Source organism: Arthrobacter sp. D5-1, assembly GCF_017357425.1.
Classification (GTDB): domain Bacteria; phylum Actinomycetota; class Actinomycetes; order Actinomycetales; family Micrococcaceae; genus Arthrobacter.
Genome location: NZ_CP014571.1, coordinates 2,529,750 through 2,548,030, shown reverse-complemented (window position 1 = coordinate 2,548,030; position 18,281 = coordinate 2,529,750). Strand labels below are relative to the sequence as shown.

At 61.6% G+C, this 18,281-nt stretch carries 16 protein-coding genes; 11 read left to right on the top strand and 5 right to left on the bottom strand.

The genetic code is table 11. The features are described 5' to 3' along the window. Positions 1 to 9: 9 nt before the first annotated feature. A complete protein-coding gene (locus AYX22_RS11555; RefSeq protein ID WP_207593608.1) occupies positions 10 to 1,032 on the bottom strand; it encodes a sugar phosphate isomerase/epimerase in 1,023 nt (340 codons plus the stop codon). Beyond that, the gene (locus tag AYX22_RS11550) at positions 1,029 to 2,216 is read right to left on the bottom strand and encodes a Gfo/Idh/MocA family oxidoreductase (RefSeq protein ID WP_207593607.1); all 1,188 of its coding nucleotides are present in this window, start codon (positions 2,214 to 2,216) and stop codon (positions 1,029 to 1,031) included. The genes AYX22_RS11555 and AYX22_RS11550 overlap by 4 nt, the downstream gene beginning before the upstream one ends. A 149-nt stretch (positions 2,217 to 2,365) precedes the next feature. Here AYX22_RS11550 and AYX22_RS11545 point away from each other — a divergent pair, with 149 nt between their 5' ends. The 10 genes from AYX22_RS11545 to AYX22_RS11500 all read left to right on the top strand — a co-directional run bounded on the left by AYX22_RS11545 (position 2,366) and on the right by AYX22_RS11500 (position 12,454). After that, positions 2,366 to 3,388, top strand: coding sequence for a LacI family DNA-binding transcriptional regulator (locus tag AYX22_RS11545; protein WP_207593606.1), 1,023 nt, complete (start codon positions 2,366 to 2,368; stop codon positions 3,386 to 3,388). A 141-nt stretch (positions 3,389 to 3,529) separates the two neighbouring features. Continuing rightward, complete coding sequence (locus tag AYX22_RS11540; RefSeq protein ID WP_207597561.1) at positions 3,530 to 4,525, top strand: substrate-binding domain-containing protein; 996 nt, start codon at positions 3,530 to 3,532, stop codon at positions 4,523 to 4,525. Between the two features lie 54 nt (positions 4,526 to 4,579). Further along, positions 4,580 to 5,626 (top strand): ABC transporter permease, encoded by a 1,047-nt coding sequence (locus AYX22_RS11535; RefSeq protein WP_207593605.1) that lies wholly within the window; start codon positions 4,580 to 4,582, stop codon positions 5,624 to 5,626. A 12-nt stretch (positions 5,627 to 5,638) separates the two neighbouring features. Beyond that, complete coding sequence (locus AYX22_RS11530) at positions 5,639 to 6,565, top strand: ATP-binding cassette domain-containing protein (protein WP_089595159.1); 927 nt, start codon at positions 5,639 to 5,641, stop codon at positions 6,563 to 6,565. Between the two features lie 103 nt (positions 6,566 to 6,668). Beyond that, entirely contained in the window at positions 6,669 to 7,667 is a 999-nt protein-coding gene (locus AYX22_RS11525; protein ID WP_207593604.1) for a Gfo/Idh/MocA family oxidoreductase, read from the top strand. Then, positions 7,664 to 8,209, top strand: a complete 546-nt coding sequence (locus tag AYX22_RS11520; RefSeq protein WP_242703312.1) for a Gfo/Idh/MocA family oxidoreductase — start codon at positions 7,664 to 7,666, stop codon at positions 8,207 to 8,209. Before AYX22_RS11525 ends, AYX22_RS11520 begins: the two co-directional genes overlap by 4 nt. Positions 8,210 to 8,397: 188 nt before the next feature. Further along, entirely contained in the window at positions 8,398 to 9,951 is a 1,554-nt protein-coding gene (gene istA / locus AYX22_RS11515) for an IS21 family transposase (RefSeq protein ID WP_071416161.1), read from the top strand. Further along, positions 9,948 to 10,736, top strand: coding sequence for an IS21-like element helper ATPase IstB (gene istB / locus AYX22_RS11510; RefSeq protein ID WP_071416162.1), 789 nt, complete (start codon positions 9,948 to 9,950; stop codon positions 10,734 to 10,736). Before istA ends, istB begins: the two co-directional genes overlap by 4 nt. A gap of 126 nt (positions 10,737 to 10,862) precedes the next feature. Then, on the top strand, positions 10,863 to 11,423 hold the full coding sequence (locus AYX22_RS11505) for a hypothetical protein (protein ID WP_242703311.1): 561 nt from the start codon (positions 10,863 to 10,865) through the stop codon (positions 11,421 to 11,423). Next, entirely contained in the window at positions 11,420 to 12,454 is a 1,035-nt protein-coding gene (locus tag AYX22_RS11500) for a Gfo/Idh/MocA family oxidoreductase (protein ID WP_207593603.1), read from the top strand. Before AYX22_RS11505 ends, AYX22_RS11500 begins: the two co-directional genes overlap by 4 nt. 77 nt (positions 12,455 to 12,531) lie before the next feature. On the opposite strand, the gene iolB is transcribed toward AYX22_RS11500, so the two are convergent. The 3 genes from iolB to AYX22_RS11485 all read right to left on the bottom strand — a co-directional run bounded on the left by iolB (position 12,532) and on the right by AYX22_RS11485 (position 17,013). Next, positions 12,532 to 13,425 (bottom strand): 5-deoxy-glucuronate isomerase, encoded by an 894-nt coding sequence (gene iolB, locus AYX22_RS11495; RefSeq protein ID WP_207593602.1) that lies wholly within the window; start codon positions 13,423 to 13,425, stop codon positions 12,532 to 12,534. 20 nt (positions 13,426 to 13,445) lie between these two features. Further along, positions 13,446 to 14,186, bottom strand: coding sequence for a GntR family transcriptional regulator (locus tag AYX22_RS11490; RefSeq protein WP_207593601.1), 741 nt, complete (start codon positions 14,184 to 14,186; stop codon positions 13,446 to 13,448). Between the two features lie 430 nt (positions 14,187 to 14,616). Further along, positions 14,617 to 17,013: an excinuclease ABC subunit UvrA gene (locus AYX22_RS11485; RefSeq protein WP_207593600.1), complete on the bottom strand. Its 2,397-nt coding sequence runs from the start codon at positions 17,011 to 17,013 to the stop codon at positions 14,617 to 14,619. A gap of 128 nt (positions 17,014 to 17,141) precedes the next feature. Between AYX22_RS11485 and AYX22_RS11480 the strand changes: the two genes are divergently transcribed. After that, positions 17,142 to 18,278 (top strand): type III polyketide synthase, encoded by a 1,137-nt coding sequence (locus AYX22_RS11480; protein WP_207593599.1) that lies wholly within the window; start codon positions 17,142 to 17,144, stop codon positions 18,276 to 18,278. Positions 18,279 to 18,281 lie beyond the last annotated feature (3 nt).

Sequence of the window (18,281 nt, the reverse complement as noted above, 5' to 3'; positions counted from 1 at the left end):
CAAAGCCGTCTAGCCTTGGGCAGGCTTCAAGGAAGCTGAAAGAGCCGAATCTGCGTCCAGCAGAACTTGGGCTGCCACCTGCAATCCTTCGATCCGGCCGAGGGAGACGTCTTCATGCTCGATGTTGACCAGCATCTCAGGGTCCACCTCATGCAGTGCGCGGAGGAACTCTGTCCAGAACCCCGTATCGTGTCCCCGGCCCAGGGCCACGAAGTCCCACGCGGAATTTTTCGGCCATTCGTTGGCCCATTCGTCCCCGCCGAGGTTGGTGCGGTTCTCCTCTGGGGAAAGCCGACGGAAGCTGTTGTCCAGTACGCCGTAGAGTGCAGCATTCTCCGTGTTGACGCGGACATCCTTGGCGGCTGCCTGGAATACCAGCGGCCCCAGTTCGCGGACTACAGCGACCGGGTCCATCTGCTGCCAAAACAGGTGGGAAGCGTCCAGTTCGACCCCGACGTGCGTGGCGCCCGTGAGCTCAATCAGTTTGTGGACGTCCGCGGTGTTGAAGACGATGTTCTGCGGGTGCAGTTCCAAGGCCACTTTTACCCCATGGTCCGCAGCAAGGCGGTCGGTTTCCTTCCAGAATTCCGCGGCGACGCCCCACTGATAGTCGAGTACATCCAGTGCTGCGGAATTCCAAGCGTTGACCACCCAGTTGACCGTTGTGGCTCCGGGCTCACCGCCGGGCAGACCGGACATCGTCACCACGCGGTTCTGTCCGAGGCGTTCGGCCAAACGGATCGAGCGGCGGATGTCTTCGGAATGCTTCTCACCGATTTCGCGCTTGGGGTGCAGCGGGTTGCCATTGCAGTTCAATCCTGCAATGGAAACCCCGGTTCCCTCGAAAATTCCGAGGTAATCGTCCCGGGCGGCATCACTTTGAAGGATCTCGTCAAAAGTTGGGACGTGCACGGCAGGCAGGAAACCGCCGGTGTTGATCTCAATTCCCGTAAGTCCCAGATCCGCAATGACCTTCAAAGCCTCCGGCAGGGGACGGTCATGGAGAATCGCGTTGTAGACGCCGAGCTTCATAGCTGGATCTTCTTTCCGTTGTTCAGGGCGGATTCGGTAACGGCGCCGAGAAGTTCCATGTTGCGTACGCCGTCTTCGAACGTGGCGCAGCGGGGCAGTGATGCTTCATCGCTGAGCCCTGCCACTTCTTCAAGGAACGCGCGGGCCTGGTAACCGAACGCATCGTTCTGGCCGAAGCCGACCTCCGGAGCGTCCATGGCCAGCCCGCCAGTGATGTAGGGGTGGCCTGGGCCGAGGATGACTTGGCGGTAGCCATTCTCGTTGCCGGACCCGTCGGTGAGGAACAGCTGGATTTCGCTGGGGCGGCGCTGGTCGAACTTTGCTGCGCCGTTTTCGCAGAAGACCTCAAACTGGAGGCTGTTGGCGTGTCCTGCGGCGACGCGGGAGACCTCGAAGCTGCCAGCGCCGTTGGCGAACTCTGCGTTGAAGGCTGCATAGTCGTCGTTCTCGACGGCCTCGAAGGTGTCGCTGACGGCAACGTGGTCATGACCCATGACGGCGCTCAGCGGCAGGGGCCGCTTGTCGATCGCGGTGGTCAGGCGGCCGCCGCTGATGGATTTGATGTCGCCGCAGAGGAATTCGGAAACATAGGTCAGGTGGCTTCCGACGTCGGCCAGCGCGCCGGAACCGGGGCCGCCCTTATAGCGCCAGCTCATGGGGGCGGAGGGGCTGAAGCCGTAGTCGGTCCAGTACCGGCCGCTGAAGTGCAGGACGTTGCCAAGAACACCGTTCTGAATGAGGTCCCGGATATAGGCAATGCCCGGGGTGCGGCGGAAGGTGAAGCCGATTCGGGCCAGGTTTCCGCGGCCCTCGGCAGCCCGCGCAGCTTCGGCCATGGCGCGAGCGTCCTCCAACGAATCGCTGAGGGGCTTCTCACACAGCACGTGCTTGCCGGCGGCCAGGAGGCCTTCAACTACCTCGCGATGGAGCGAGTTGGCAATGACCACGCTGACGACGTCAATATCGTCTGCGTCGGCGATGGCCTGCCACGAGGTGTCATGGCGCTCGTAGCCAAAGCGGCGGGCAGCAAGTGAGCCAAATTCGGCGTTGACGTCACCTATGGAAACCAATCGGATCTGCGGCAACACCGGGCTGTAGAGGGTAGACGCTGTCCGGTAGGCCGCCGCGTGGGCCTTACCGGCCATACCTGCGCCGATAACCGCGACACCAAGGCTGTCAGCCATGATTTCTCCTTTGAAATTCAGCCGTGGCGGGAGGCTCAACGGCATTTTGTAGCGCTACAATTTTGTATGCTGACTTTGAGCGTAACTATGTCTATATGTCCTGTCAATCATTGCCTGTGCCGTGACCAGGCCCGTGGGGGATATGCCTCATGACTCCACGCATACCCCAGGCTCGACGACCAACCATTTACGATGTCGCAAAGTCGGCCGGCGTCTCGCCGTCGCTCGTTTCGCTGGTCCTGCAGAACCCTGATCGGGTCAGTGACAAGCGCCGCGAGGCGGTCCGGAATGCCATTGCGGAGCTGGGATACCGTCCCAGTCGGGCGGCGACCACGCTCGCGAGCAACCGGACTAAAAGTATCGGGCTCGTCATCGACGACTACCGCAACCTATGGTTTGTTGACCTGCTGCGCGGGATGGAATCCGTCCTGACGGAACCGGGCTTCCAGGTCATGCTCGCTGACTCGCGTCCGGGTGAAAACCGCATCAAGGAGGCCGCGGATGGCTTGCTGGCGATGCACGTTGATGGCTTGGTCATTGCGGCGGAACCTGGGGGCACTGCGCTGGGCGGCGCCGAGGTTCCCACCGTCGTGGCTGGGTGGCGTCATGGCGTGCCGGAGGAGGTAAGCCTGATAACCAACGATGACGATGGTGGCGGCGCCATGGCCGCGGACCACCTGATGCGCCTTGGGCATCGCAGCATCGGACACCTTTCGGGAACTGGTGGCGCCGCTGCCCACAGAAGGGATGGTTTTCAGTGGCGTACCCGCCAGGCCGGCATGGATCCGGTGATTGTGGGGGAGGAGGGAGGTACCTCGGAAGAGGACGGCTACGCCTCCGCTTGCTGGCTTTTAGACCATCATCCCGGCATTACAGCGATTTTCGCTGCCAATGACACCATGGCGCTGGGCGCCCTCGGCGCCATAAAGTCCCGCGGCCTGACGGTGCCGGAGGATATTTCGTTGGTCGGTTATGACAATTCGTCCCTGGCAAAGTCGCGCTTTTTGGAGCTGACGTCCGTTGACAACCGCAGCGACATGGTGGGCATGGCGGTGGCGCGGGCGCTGCTGGATCGAATCCAAGGCAACCCGGCGGGTTCCCACAGGAAGTTGATCGAGCCAGCTTTGGTTATCCGGGGAACAACCGCTGTCCCCGCGGCGGGCAGGCAATAAAACCAACGGCGGCCACGTCCAAACATACTAATGTCAGGACAAACTATTGACATTCGTGAGCCAAGTCACCATGATCAAACGTAGACGGTGCTCCGGAGGCTGCAAGGTGGCGGCCCGGGCCTGGGATCAAAGGAGATTATGGTGACTGGTTTTTCGTGGCGCAAAGCAGCACTGGTTGCGGCAGTTGTGCCGATGGTGGCTCTGAGTGCTTGTTCGAGTACCGGCGGGAGGGCTCCCGAGGCTGGCTCCGCCGGTGGGGGAGGCCAGGTGGCCACCACGGAGCGGATGAAGATTGCGTTGATTGCCCACGCACCCGCGGGTGACACCTTCTGGGACACCGTACGGAAAGGTGCTGAGGAAGCCGCGGCGAAGGACAATGTGGAGCTCCTGTACACCTCCGATCCGGAGGCCGGCCGGCAGGCGCAGCTCATTGAGCAGGCTGTGGATCAGAAGGTTGACGGCATCGCCGTAACGCTTGCCACCCCGGATGCATTAAAAGATGCCTTGAAGAAGGCAGCGGACGCCGGCATTCCGATCGTCAGCTTCAATGCGGGGGAGGCGGCCTCCGCGCAGCTTGGAGCGTTTACGCACTTTGGTTCAAATGAAAAGCTCGCCGGTGAGGCAGTGGGTTCGCGCCTGGCAGAGGGCGGATACAAGCACCCGGTATGCGTCATCCAGGCGCAAGGGCACGTAGGACTGGAAGCCCGGTGCGCAGGTGTTAAGGCAAAAGTCCCTGGGACGGAGATCCTCTACGTCAATGGAGCTGACATGACATCGGTGGAGTCAACGGCCACTGCAAAACTGCAGGCCTCCAAGGATGCCGACGTCATCATCGGCCTCGGTGCGCCCATCACCCTGACACTGTTGAAATCAGTCAGCACGGCCGGGAGTTCGGCAAAGGTCGCGAGCTTCGATCTCAATAAGGAACTCGCCCAAAAGGTTGCCGATGGCAGCGTCCTGTTCACTGTGGACCAGCAGCCGTGGCTCCAGGGTTACGGGGCCGTGGATGCGCTGTGGCAGAACAAGCGTGGCGGTTTCAAAGTCGGCGGCGGGCAGTCAGTGCTCACGGGACCTGCCATCGTTGATCAGTCCAACGCTGCCGACGTCCTGAAGTTCGCTGAACAGGGTATCCGCTAACAGCCAGCTGGCCGGGCCGGCCCAGCGGCCGGCCCGGCAACAAGGAGAATTATCATGACCATCACTCAAAAGCTCACTCCTCCCGCCCTTGATGAGCGGGTCGCCCGCCGCAGCCCATTGCAGAAGATGCTCGGCCGGCCCGAGGTGGGTGCCCTCGTCGGTGCCATCGTACTTTTTATCTTCTTTGCTTTGGTCTCCCCGACGTTCACCCAGCCCAATGCCCTCGCCACCGTGCTGTACGGAAGCTCAACCATCGGAATCATGGCCGTTGGAGTGTCGCTTCTGATGATCGGTGGAGAGTTCGACCTTTCCACAGGCGTCGCTGTGATCTCGTCGGCCCTGACTGCCTCGATGTTCAGCTGGTACTTCAGCACCAATGTCTGGGTCGGTGTGATCCTGGCCTTGCTGGTGTCACTGGCCATAGGGTTCATCAACGGGTGGATCCTTATGAAGACCAAGCTCCCCAGCTTCATCGTCACCCTCGCAACGTTCCTGATGCTGACCGGCCTTAATTTGGGTTTGACCCGGTTGATCGGTGGCTCCGTCTCCTCACCGTCCATCTCGAACATGGACGGATTTGACTCCGCACGTGGTGTCTTTGCCTCGTCGGTGAACATCGCGGGCATCGACGTAAAGATCACCGTGTTCATCTGGATCGCCCTCGTAGCCGTCGCCACCTGGGTCCTCATGCGGACCCGGGTGGGGAACTGGATCTTCGCAGTTGGAGGCGACGCGAATGCCGCCCGGGCTGTTGGTGTTCCGGTCAAGGCCACCAAGATTGGGTTGTTCATGGGCGTTGGCTTCTGCGGTTGGATCCTGGGCATGCACAACCTCTTCGCTTTCGACACGGTGCAGTCCGGCGAAGGCGTGGGCAATGAGTTTCTCTACATCATCGCCGCAGTCATCGGTGGGTGCCTTCTGACGGGTGGCTACGGCTCAGCGGTGGGCGGTGCCATCGGCGCGTTTATCTTCGGCATGGCCAACAAGGGAATTGTGTACGCACAGTGGAACCCGGACTGGTTCAAGTTCTTCCTGGGCCTGATGCTGTTGCTCGCCACCATCGTCAACCTCATCGTCAAGCGCCGCGCGGAACTCAAGTAAGGGGCCAAGGAAATGAATGCCAAAGCAATCGACCAGGAAACACTGCTTAAGAACGAAAGCGACCCCCTGACCCATACACCTGTGCACCTTCTCTCCCTTGAGGGAGTGGGCAAACACTACGGCAACATCATCGCGCTGAGTGACGTCACCATGGCCGTGGACAACGGCCGAGTGACCTGTGTGCTGGGCGATAACGGCGCGGGCAAGTCAACGCTGATCAAAATCATCGCGGGCCTCCACCAGCACGACGAAGGCCTGCTCAACATCATGGGGGAGGAACGCAAGTTCGGTTCCCCCCGTGATGCCTTGGATGCGGGTATCGCAACTGTTTACCAAGACCTTGCAGTGGTTCCGTTGATGCCGATCTGGCGGAACTTCTTCCTCGGCTCGGAGCTAACCAAGGGCTTCGGACCGTTCAAGAGCATGGATGTTGAACAGATGAAGGCCATCACGCTCAAGGAACTGGCCGAGATGGGCATTGACCTGCGCGATGTGGAGCAGCCCATTGGGCAGCTTTCCGGCGGCGAACGCCAGTGTGTCGCGATTGCCCGTGCCGTGTACTTTGGCGCCAAAGTCCTCATTCTGGACGAACCCACGGCGGCGTTGGGCGTCAAACAGTCCGGTGTGGTGCTCCGCTACATCCTCCAAGCCCGCGACCGCGGCCTCGGCGTCATCTTCATTACCCACAACCCGCACCACGCGTTCCCAGTGGGTGATCGGTTCCTGCTGCTCAAACGCGGCAAATCAATTGGCTACTACGACAAGAAGGACATCACCCTGGACGAGCTGACGGCCCAGATGGCCGGCGGTGCAGAGCTTGCCGAACTCGCCCACGAGCTGGAGCAGTTGGGGGGCCATGGCGATGTGGTCGAAGCGGTCAAGGCCGAGGTTGCCGACGTCGACGACACTGTCAACGCGGGCGGCCCGAAACACGCCTGACGCGAGCAGGAGGCGGGGTGTTCCGGAGCTTGTTCCGGAGCACCCCGCGTCGCTGTGCACTCCATCCAGGCGGGACTCACGTCATACATCAGAAGGGAACACCATGCCGATCCGTGTAGGCGTCATTGGCGCCGGAATCATGGGCGCGGACCACATCAGGAACCTCTCCACCACCATCGGCGGAGCCGAAGTCACTTTTGTGGCAGATCTCGACGCCGAACGCGCAGCCGCGGCGGCGCCGGCTTCCGCACGCGTCACTACGGACCCGTCAGAACTGATCAATTCCAGCGTGGTGGACGCCGTGGTGGTTGCCTCACACGATGCCACGCACGCCGGCTTGGTTTTGGAGTGCTTCGAGGCGATGACCCCGGTGCTGTGCGAGAAGCCGCTGGCACCGACGCTTTTGGAAAGCCTGGAAGTGGTGGCAGCCGACGCCGACATGGTTGCCGCAACGGGAACCTCGCTTCTTTCCCTTGGTTTCATGAGGCGTTTTGACCCTGGCTACGTGGCACTCCGGAAAACCGTGCAGGAGAGGTCGCAAGGGGAGCCCCTGATGGTTCATTGCATCAGTCGCAATGCTTCCGCAGCACCCGGAACCACTTCGGAATCCGCTATTACCAATTCAGCGATTCACGAGCTGGATATCATTCCCTGGCTCTTGGACTCGCCCATTGCAGAAGTGTCGTGGCAGGCAGGAAAGTGCACCCGAAATGCAGGAGACGGACTTCAGGATCCGTCGTTCATGACACTTCGTACCGCGGATGGAACACTCACTACTTTGGAGTTGTACCTCAATGCCCGGTACGGCTACACCACACGCTGTGAGGTGGTCTCCGAGCTGGGAACTACGGCGTTGCGGGATACTTCCCTGCTCGGTATGGAACAGGACGGAACAAAGCAACAGGCCATTCCGCCTGACTGGCGTCCCCGGTTCGCCGATGCGTACCGGATCCAGTTGCAGGCCTGGATCTCCGCACTTGCCAACGGAGGGAAGCCTCCGCTGGCCGGCGCGCAGGAAGGACTCAACGCAGCACTCGTTGCGCAGGCAATGATCCAGTCACTGCACCACGACGGTGCCTCTACGAAAGTCAGCTATTCATGAGGCCTGCTTTGCTGCCACAGTCCCGTGTCCCGGAATCCCGGGATGCTCCGGCCTTTCGCTGGGGCATCATGGGACCGGGGTGGATCGCCGAACGGTTCACGGAATCTGTCCAGGCGCATACCGGGCAGGTGATAACCGCCGTCGGATCCCGTTCGCTAAGCCGGTCAAAAGCCTTTGCGGAGGCATTCAACATACCAGCCGCCTATGGCAGCTATGAGGAACTTGCCGCCGCTGCGGACGTGGACATTGTCTACGTCTGTACGCCCCACACCGTGCATCACGCGTCAGCGGTATTGGCGATCGACGCCGGCAAGCATGTACTGATCGAAAAGCCCCTGGGGCTCAATGCCCGCGAAGCGAAGGACATTGCTGCGCGGGCAGGGGCCGCGGGAGTGTTTGCCGCCGAAGCCATGTGGACCTTCTTCCTGCCGAAGTTCGATGTGATCAGGCAACTCCTGGAGGCCGGAACGCTGGGTTCCATCACCACTGTTGTTGCCGAGTATGGTGAGCACTTCGATCCCGCACACCGCATTTTTTGTTAGCGGCCATGAAAAACTGCCCATAGGCGGCCACGAAAGTGCCCACTGACGGCCAGTAAAACTGCCCGATGGTGGCCATGAGATCTGCCCACTTCCTTACTGAACCGACCGCGTCTTAAGCGGTGGGAGCCTCTCCCTGGGGTTTGATGACGGTGTCTAAGCGCACCAAGCGAACCAGGAAGAGGCCCTGTATGAAGTCTGACGGAGAAATCATGGAAATTCTTGCTGCCTACGACCTGACCGGATCGTTGCGCGCCACTGCGGAGCTCACGGGCTGCTCGCACCACACTGTTGCCAAACACGTGACCGCCCGGGACGCAGGCCGGCCGATCGGGGAACCGACGGCACGGGGCCGGGTCACCGACCCGTTCCTGCCCAAGATCGAAGAATGGGTGGAAGCCTCCAAGGGCCGGATCCGCGCTGACAAGGCCCACGAGAAGCTCCTCGCTCTGGGCTATGCGGGTTCGGAGCGCTCCACCCGCCGGGCGATTGCGCAGGTCAAGGACGCGTGGCGGCTGGGCCACACCCGCGTCCATCGGCCGTGGATCACTGAACCTGGGATGTGGTTGCAGTACGACTTCGGCGACGGGCCACGGATCGGCGGGGTGAAGACGATCCTGTTCGTGGCGTGGCTGGCGTTCTCACGCTTCCGCATCGTGATCCCGCTCAAGGACAGGACGGCGCCGAGCGTGTTCGCGGCCCTGGACCGGTGCTTCCGGATCCTCGGCGGAGCACCGACCTATGTCCTCACGGACAACGAGAAGACCGTGACCACCTCCCACGTTGCCGGGGTCCCGGTGCGGAACCAGCAGACCCTGGACTTCGCCCGGCACTACGGGGTGACCGTGCTGACCTGCCAGCCCGCGGACCCGGCCACCAAAGGCGGGGTGGAAGCGTCCGTGAAGCTCGCCAAGGCCGACCTCGTGCCCAAAGACACCAACCTCCGCGACGAATACGCCACCTTCGCCGAGCTCGAGGCCGCCTGCACGGCGTTCATGGACGAGGTCAATCACCGTGAGCACCGGACGACGCGGCGCAAACCCGCAGCCATGCTCGCCGAGGAAGCCCCGCGGCTGCACCGTATCCCGGACACCGCCCACACGGTCGCCTTCGGACTCGCCCGCATGGTTCCGGAGAACACCCCAATGGTCACCTTCGAAAACGCCCAGTACTCCGTCCCGGCCCACCTGCTCGGAGCCCGGGTGTTCGTCCGCACCCACGGGACCGGGCCCGGCGAGCAGGTCATCATCGTCCACCACGGCACTGCAGGGCCCGTCGAAGTCGCCCGCCATGATCGGGCCCGGCCCGGCAGTCCCGCCATCAACGACGAACACTTCCCGGGAACCCGGACCAGGGTCCCCGGCGATTACGAGGTCAGGGCCCGCAGCGCGGACGAGGCAGCGTTCCTGGCCATCGGCGAAGGCGCCAGGACCTGGCTGATGGAGGCCGCCGCGGCCGGGACCGCACGGATCAACGTGAAAATGGCAGAAGCCGTCACGCTGGCCAAAATCGCCGGCACCGACCAGGTCGACCGGGCCCTGGGCGACGCCGCACTACATGGCCGGTTCGCGCACCAGGACCTCGCCTCGATCCTGAACGCCAACATCCGCCGCACGACCACCCACGCGGCCAACGAAGCCACCTCCCTGACTCAGGGAACCGGCGCGTGGGCCGCGATCGGCAACCCGACCCTGAACACCACAACCAACACCACGACCAAAATCACGCCGGAGGAGGCCCGATGAGCCCCGTCACCACAGCCAACACCGCCGCTCCGCCGTTGCCGGCGGACCTGGAAGCCCTTATGCGGTCCCTGAAAATGCCCCACGCCCGTGCACTGGCACCGGACCTGATCGCGACCGCCCGCGCCCAGCGGTGGGAACCAACCGAGGTCATCAAAGCACTCTTCACCGAGGAAGCCGCCGGTCGGGCCCGGTCCATGCTCGCTTCCCGCCGCAAAGCAGCAGGCTTCCCGACCGGGAAGACCTTCGAGGCGTGGGACCCTGCAGCGTCCTCCATCCCTGCCCCGACCCAGCAGGCCCTCCGGACCCTGGAATGGATCACCCGCAGGGAAAACCTCGTCGTCTGCGGGCCCTCCGGGACCGGGAAGACGTTCTTCCTCGAAGCCCTCGGCCAGCAGGCCGTTGAAGCCGGAATGCGGGTCGCCTGGTTCAGGCTCGAAGACCTCGGCGTCCTGATCCGCGCCCACCGAACCGACGACAGCGTCACCCGGGCCGTGGCCAGGATTCTCCGCGCGGAGCTCGTGGTCATTGACGATATTGGCCTGTTGCCGGTGGCCACGGACGCCGCCGAAGGTCTCTACCGGGTCGTGGACGCAGCCTACGAAAAACGGTCCATCGCGATCAGCTCCAACCTCCACCCCGCCGGATTCGACGAGCTCATGCCCAAAACCCTCGCAACCGCCACCGTTGACCGGCTGCTGCACCACGCCCACGTCTGTCAGACCAGCGGCGATTCCGTCCGCCTCACCCAGGCCCTCGCCGGGAAAGGAGTAACCCGACTGAACTGATCAACCCCACGATGGCCAATCCCGCCGAACCAATCAGTGGGCAGATCTGTTGGCCATCACCGGGCAGTTTTACTGGCCACCAGCGGGCACTTTTAGTGGCCGTCCATGGGCAGAAACAACTGGCCATTGACAATTTTTAATCCCGAACTGGCCGGAGGCCCGCTTCTTGACCTCGGGACGTACCCTCTGGCACTGGTCACGGAGGTGTTGGGCAGTCCACGTCGGCTCCATTCACTGGGTCAGCCCCACGAGACAGGGGTCAATGCCCAATTATCAGCCATCATGTCGTTCGACGGCGGTGCGCAGGCAACCGTGAACACCCACCTGCACAATTTCACACCCACGGCAGCCACGATTGTGGGTACCCTGGCGACTCTGGTGATTGAAGGCCCCTTTAATATGCCGGGCGCGTTCGAGGTCAGATTCCCCGAGGGTCACCGGCTTCGTTACGACGAAGCACGAGGCGGACATTTCGAAGGCCTGCACTACGAGGCTGTAGCCGTGGCCCGCACCATTGCCGAGGGTGGCCTGCAGGCGGGCCAACGAATGCTCGCAGATTCCATTCGCACACTTGAAGTTGCTGACGTGATCCGCCGCCAGGTGGGAATCGTGTTCCCTGGCGAAGGCGACATGACGGCTCAGCCCATCCGATCTTGTAGCAGTACTTTCCCGGAAGGAACATCATGAAAGACATCATTCTCGGCTTGGTCGGCGTGGGACGCATCGGCGTCATGCACGCGAACAACATCACTGCCTTGAACGCGGACCTCAGTAACAAAGGTGTCAAGGTGCGACTTCGCCTCACTGACGTTGCATCTGAGCACGCGAGGACGGTTGCGGCGGACCTCGGCGCTGAATTTGTGCCGACTGTCCCGGAGCTCGTCGCGTCCGGACTGGACGGCCTGGTCATAGCCACTGGAACAGGGACACACCCCGAGCTCATTCGGGCGGGTGTGGACGCCGGCATTCCGGTCTTCTGTGAGAAGCCGGTGGCAATGAACGTGGCTGATGCGCTTCCGGTGCTGGACTACATCAGGGACAACAACGGCGTGGTGCAAATCGGCCATCAACGCCGGTTCGACGCGGGCTACCTCGAAGCTCAACGCGCCTACCAGGCCGGAGAACTGGGGTGGATCCATTCGTTGCGTGCCGTTACCTGCGATATGACCCCGCCGCCCGTGGAGTTCCTGGCGACATCCGGTGGTCTGTTCCGCGACTGCTCGGTTCACGATTTCGACATCCTCCGCTGGCTGACGGGGCGGGAAATCGTTGAGGTGTATGCCAAGGGTTCCAACAACGGTGATCCCGCCATTGGTGCTGTGGGCGATGTGGACACGGCACTTGCCGTGGTCACCTTCGACGACGGCACCATGGGAACAGTCTCGGCAAGCCGCTACAACGGGGCGGGCCACGACGTCCGCCTGGAGATCCAGGGTTCCAACAAATCAGTCATGGTGGGCTTGGACGCGAAGACTGCCATGGTTTCGGCTGAACCGGGTGTCAACTTCCCGGCGGGGACTCCGCACCAGACCTTTGCCGAGCGCTTCGAGGCGGCATACCGCACCGAAATGGCGGCATTCGTTGAGTTGATTCTGGGGGAGCGGGAGAACCCGTGCACGCCTGAAGATGCCGTAGCAGCATCCCGGGTGGCAGACGCGGCCCAGGAATCGTTGGTCACCGGATCGCCGGTAAAGGTGGCCTTGACAGTCACGTTCTGACGAACGAAAAGCCTCCTCCAGGATCCAAAGGATTCTGGAGGAGGCTTTCTCTTTGCAGCGAAAGGCCACCGGCCGGATCAAACCCCGAACGGAAGCCGTGGGTCGATGTCCTGGCCGTCCCAACTCTGCCGGACCCAGCCATGGTGGGGGTCGTCGCTGATAAGCCATTCGCGGACCGGTCCGGGACCAGCCATCACGTTGAGGTAATACATGTCATAGCCAGGAGCCGCCATGGCGGGGCCATGCCAGCCGTAGGGAACCAGGACTACGTCACCCGTGCGGACCTCTGCCGAAACATCAATGGGGCGCTCATCAGAGGCATAAACGCGCTGATAGCCAATGGCATCCGCGTCGGAAGGAGCGCCGGAGCCGGCGGCAACCTGGGTCTCGAAATAGTAGATTTCCTCGAGGTGCGTTTCTCCGTCCTTCTCCTCATCATGCTTATGCGGGGGATAGGAGGACCAGTTGCCGGCAGGGGTGATGACCTCGCAGACAATAAAACGGTCTGCTTCCAGGGCAGCCGGTGTCCCGAAATTGTGGACTTGCCGTGAGCAATTGCCGGCTCCACGCAATTCAACAGGCGTCTCAGCAGCTGTTACCAGTCGCGTTGGGTGGGAGGCTTGTGCCGGGGCAGTGGCCACAGCGACGCGACCGCCGTCGGACGAACTGATGGTGACTGCTTTGCCTATGCCTGAATACAAGACGTCAGTGGGACCGTTGAATACGGATGAACGTCCCCCAAGGGGGTGTTCGACGCCGTCCACTGTGACAGTGAATGATCCGTTGAGGGGAACCACAATCCGTTCCTCACTCACCGCTGGAAGTTCGACGGCGGCGCCCGCGGCGAGCGTCGCGACCTTCAGTCCCGTATGGGCCCAGCCGTCCACCACCGTTGCGGAGTCGGAGGTTCCGAGTGAAATATCCCAGTCGCCGTCTGCGGCGGTGCCCAGGGGGTAGACCCAATTGGTCATGGCAGGGGAGTCCTTTGCGTTTAGCGCTGTACGAGGGTCATTTCAAAGCTGTAGGAATCGGCGCGGTACACGTGATGGCCGGTTTCGACCCGTCGCCCGGTGTCGTCTACCGCGGTGCGTTCCATGGTGACCAAAGCAGAGTTGACGTCGGTTTCAAGAAGGGGTGCCTGGTAGTCATTGGCGATCATTGCGCCGATCCGCTGCGTGGCCAAGCGGAAGTTCACACCACCCCTGCGCAGAATCGCATAGAGGCCCTCGGCCGCAAGCATGGCTTCGTCCATAGTGGCGATGTCGTCGCGAACCCAGTTCTCCATCAACGCCAATGGCTTACCGCCCACTTTGCGTAGGCGGGTGAAGTGGTAAACCTTGGAACCGGCCGGGAGTTGCAGAGTTGCCAGAGTTGGCGCGTCAGCCTCCATGTGGGAGAAACTCAGTACTTCCGTGGTGGGTTTCTTGCCGTTGTTGGTGAGGTCGTCAAACAGGCTTGAGAGCTCCAGCGGCCGACGAACCTGACTGGAGACCACCTGGGTTCCGACGCCGCGTTTGCGGACCAGAAGGCCGGAACGGACCAGTTCATCCATGGCTTTACGCATGGTGGGCCGGGACAGGTTGAGCTGTGCTGCGAGGTCAATCTCGTTATCCAGCCGACTTCCGGGCTCCAGGAGGCCGCTGTGGATCGCGGCTTCGATGCCTTGGACGACCTGATGGTAAAGGGGCACGGGGGAGGATCGGTCGATGTTCAGGCCAAGTTGATTCGCCACTGAATGTTCCCCGCGTTCCCGGCTCAACTCCGCTCCGCCACTACGTACGACGCGCCGAGTATGTCACCCTTTGTTCTTTTGATAGGACATGCTTTCGTTTTTTCGATACTAGCAGGAGTGCAGCAAGGGTCAAGTGCAGCGAAGACGGTTGGTTTCCCTGACTCGGCGCCGCAGAATGTCCTGACGTCAGCCCAATGCTGGCCGCACTAGTGCGAAGTTCGGCGTGAAATAAAGCAGCATGAGGCAAGGCGCGATGCGGCTGGCGTCAACGGGGAGGACCTCATCCACCTTACTTTACATAATGTAGATTATCGGCGTTCTGGAAAGGTATCAGGAAGGGGTGAGGGTCCTGCCTGAGATCTACCGCGGAAGAGCCCACAACGGCACTGCTGGCCGGCGTAAATCTATCGGCCAGCAGTGCTTGGAGCCGTCAGGCACCTACGTAAGCCGCCAAGTGCTTGCCCGTCAGCGTTGATTTCCCGGCCACAAGCTCAGCCGGCGTTCCGGCGAAAACTATCGTTCCGCCGTCGTGTCCTGCGCCAGGTCCCAGGTCGATAATCCAGTCGGCGTGCGCCATCACTGCTTGGTGGTGTTCGATCACAATCACGGATTTGCCCGACTCCACCAGGCGGTCCAGCATTCCCAGCAAATTTTGGACATCGGCCAGGTGTAGGCCGGTGGTCGGCTCGTCCAGGATGTAGATGTCACCCTTTTCGGACATCTGCGTGGCGAGCTTCAGGCGCTGGCGCTCACCGCCGGACAACGTGGTCAGCGGCTGGCCAAGGGTCAGATAGCCGAGGCCAACATCTGCCAAGCGGTCCAGAATTTTGTGCGCGGCCGGCGTTTTGGCCTCTCCTTCTTTGAAGAAGACTTCCGCCTCATCCACAGACATTGCAAGCACTTCTGCAATATTGCGGTCCCCCAGCCTGTATTCCAGAACTGATGCCTGAAAGCGCTTTCCATCGCATTCTTCACAGGTGGATTCCACGGTCGCCATGACTCCGAGGTCAGTGTAAATGACACCGGCGCCATTACATGTAGGGCAGGCGCCTTCCGAGTTGGAGCTGAACAGGGCCGGCTTCACACCGTTTGCCTTCGCGAAGGCTTTACGGACGGGTTCCAGGAGTCCGGTGTAGGTGGCGGGGTTGCTCCTGCGCGAGCCGCGGATGGCGCCTTGGTCGATCACCAGCACGCCCTCACGCGTGGCCACCGAGCCATGGATCAGTGAGCTTTTGCCTGAGCCTGCCACGCCGGTCAGAACGCAGAGAACGCCCAAGGGGATGTCGACGTCGACGTTTTTGAGGTTGTTGGTTGAGGCGCCCCGGATCTCCAGCTGGCCGGTGGCAGAACGTACTGAATCCTTGATCGAAGCACGGTCGTCCAGGTGGCGCCCAGTGATGGTGTCGCTCCCCCGCAAACCCTCCAGATCTCCCTCGTAGCAGACAGAGCCCCCGCCGCTTCCTGCGCCGGGGCCAAGGTCAACCACGTGGTCTGCGATTGCGATCGTTTCGGGCTTGTGTTCCACCACGAGCACCGTGTTGCCCTTGTCCCGCAACTGCAGCAACAGTTGGTTCATTCGCTCGATGTCGTGCGGGTGGAGTCCGATGGTGGGTTCATCAAAAACGTACGTCACATCGGTGAGGGAGGATCCCAGGTGCCGGATCATCTTGGTACGCTGCGCCTCTCCCCCGGATAACGTGCCGGCAGGCCGGTCGAGCGACAGATAGCCCAGGCCGATCTCCGCGAAAGAATCCAAAAGGTGCTGGAGTCCTTTCAGGAGGGGCGCCACTGAGGGCTCATGGAGTTCGCGGATCCAGCCAGCGAGGTCGCTGATCTGCATGGTGCAGACATCGGCGATACTCTTGCCGTTAATCTTCGAAGACCGTGCTTCGGGGCTTAACCTGGTGCCCTCGCACTCCGGGCATGTGGTGAACGTGATGGCCCGCTCAACGAATGCGCGGATGTGGGGCTGCAAGGCGTCCACGTCCTTGCTGAGCATCGACTTCTGGATCTTGGGGATGACGCCTTCGTAGGTGAGGTTGATTCCCTCCACCTTGATTTTGGTGGGCTCACGGTACAGGAGATCGTGGAGTTCCTTCTTGGTGAACTTGGCTATGGGCTTGTCCATATTGAAGAACCCGGAACCGCTGAAGATCCGTCCATACCAACCATCCATGGTGTACCCGGGAATGGTGAGCGCGCCTTCGCTGAGCGACTTGGTGTCGTCGTAGAGTGCCGTGAGATCGAAGTCATTGACGGATCCCATGCCTTCGCAGCGTGAACACATACCGCCCAAGCGGTTGAACGTGGCTTTCTCTGTCTTCGTTTTCCCCTCGCCGCGCTCTACTGTGATGGCTCCACTGGCCTTCACCGTGGGGACGTTGAAGGAGTAGGCGTTGGGTGAACCAATGTGTGGTTGGCCGAGACGGCTGAAGAGGATCCGGAGCATGGCGTTGGCGTCCGTGGCGGTGCCAACTGTTGAACGGGGGTTGGAGCCCATGCGCTCCTGGTCAACGATGATGGCCGTCGTCAGGCCTTCCAACACGTCCACGTCGGGGCGGGCCAGCGAGGGCATGAACCCTTGGACAAAAGCGCTGTACGTTTCGTTGATCATGCGCTGCGACTCTGCAGCGATCGTGGCGAAAACCAGGGAGCTCTTTCCTGAGCCGGAGACGCCCGTGAACACCGTCAGCCGGCGCTTCGGAATCTCGATGCTGACGTCCTTCAGGTTGTTCTCGCGCGCACCCTGGACCCTGATGAGATCGTGGGTGTCTGCGACATGCGGCTCGGGAAACTCTGTGTCAGTGCTCGCGGCAATAGTCATCATTTCTCCATCTGTGGGGCGACGCTGCCCAACAGTCCCCCGTCGGCGTCGCCTGGCTTTCCGTGACCAGCCTCGGTCAGTAAGTTCGATTCTGCCATTGTCTTCCTCCGTTTACTCGCTAAGAATGAAGCATGCCGGTATACGTGAGGTCCCTTGAAACCGCAGTTCCGCCAACAATCCTCGTGCAGCAGCAGGCCCGCGAAGTCTTCGCCTCCCAACCAGGCCTGACACGACTGGGAACGCGCCTGGTCACCACCTGTTTCGACTCGGCGGCAATCGACACCCGCTACACGGCCGTTGCCGAGCTCAGCCTTGATGCCCATCCGGAGAATCCCAAGTTCTTCGACCCCGAAACCAACAGGGTCCTTAGCCCCAGCACCAAAGTACGCAACGAAATTTTCGCTACCGAAGCCACCAAGCTGTTTGTGGAGGCCGGAAAGACGGCGGTTGCCCAAGCTTCCGGTATCGACCTCGACGACATCACCCACGTCATCACCGTGTCCTGTACGGGCTTCTTCAATCCGGGCCCCGATTACAAGGTTGTCAGGGCCTTGGGCCTGAACCCTGCCGTCCAGCGCTACCACCTGGGTTTCATGGGCTGCTACGCCGCGTTCCCTGCCCTCAAAGCCGCCAAACAGTTCTGCGTGGCTGATCCGGAGGCCGTGGTCCTGGTCATCTGTGTTGAACTCTGCTCCCTTCACGTCCGCACCTCCAACGATCCCGACACCATCATGGGTTCGGCCATCTTCGGTGACGGCGCGGCGGCAGCCGTCGTGACGGCCCGGGAACCCGAAGGACCGGAACCGGTCATCAGGCTGGACCACTTCGAAACGGTTCTCACGCCTGTGGGCGAGGAAGCCATGGCCTGGAACATCGGCGACGAAGGATTCGAAATGGTGCTGGGCTCCTACGTACCCCACATCATCGAGGAACACATCACAGGGGCATTGGAACCACTCCTCGCCAAGGAACCCAATCTCGCTGGGCTCCCTTACCGGGATATCACCCATTGGGCCATCCACCCGGGCGGCCGCAGCATCCTTGACAAGGTCGAGTCCAAGCTGGAGCTAACCCAGGAACAATTGATTCCGGCCCGGGAGACACTGCGTGAATACGGCAACATGAGCAGCGCTACGGTGCTCTTCGTCCTGAAGTACATGTTGGGCCAGGCCGCTACCGAACGCGAAGAACGTATCTGTTCCATGGCGTTCGGTCCAGGCCTGACGGTGGAGACGGGCCTCTTCACGCTGGTCTCCCCCGATCTGTGAGTC

Bases quoted from the DNA above. Each gene is read 5' to 3' on its own strand.
- AYX22_RS11555 (WP_207593608.1), bottom strand. From the start codon at position 1,032: ATGAAGCTCGGCGTCTACAACGCGATTCTCCATGACCGTCCCCTGCCG.
- AYX22_RS11550 (WP_207593607.1), bottom strand. From the start codon at position 2,216: ATGGCTGACAGCCTTGGTGTCGCGGTTATCGGCGCAGGTATGGCCGGT.
- AYX22_RS11545 (WP_207593606.1), top strand. From the start codon at position 2,366: ATGACTCCACGCATACCCCAGGCTCGACGACCAACCATTTACGATGTC.
- AYX22_RS11535 (WP_207593605.1), top strand. From the start codon at position 4,580: ATGACCATCACTCAAAAGCTCACTCCTCCCGCCCTTGATGAGCGGGTC.
- AYX22_RS11530 (WP_089595159.1), top strand. From the start codon at position 5,639: ATGAATGCCAAAGCAATCGACCAGGAAACACTGCTTAAGAACGAAAGC.
- AYX22_RS11525 (WP_207593604.1), top strand. From the start codon at position 6,669: ATGCCGATCCGTGTAGGCGTCATTGGCGCCGGAATCATGGGCGCGGAC.
- AYX22_RS11520 (WP_242703312.1), top strand. From the start codon at position 7,664: ATGAGGCCTGCTTTGCTGCCACAGTCCCGTGTCCCGGAATCCCGGGAT.
- istA (WP_071416161.1), top strand. From the start codon at position 8,398: ATGAAGTCTGACGGAGAAATCATGGAAATTCTTGCTGCCTACGACCTG.
- istB (WP_071416162.1), top strand. From the start codon at position 9,948: ATGAGCCCCGTCACCACAGCCAACACCGCCGCTCCGCCGTTGCCGGCG.
- AYX22_RS11500 (WP_207593603.1), top strand. From the start codon at position 11,420: ATGAAAGACATCATTCTCGGCTTGGTCGGCGTGGGACGCATCGGCGTC.
- iolB (WP_207593602.1), bottom strand. From the start codon at position 13,425: ATGACCAATTGGGTCTACCCCCTGGGCACCGCCGCAGACGGCGACTGG.
- AYX22_RS11485 (WP_207593600.1), bottom strand. From the start codon at position 17,013: ATGATGACTATTGCCGCGAGCACTGACACAGAGTTTCCCGAGCCGCAT.
- AYX22_RS11480 (WP_207593599.1), top strand. From the start codon at position 17,142: ATGCCGGTATACGTGAGGTCCCTTGAAACCGCAGTTCCGCCAACAATC.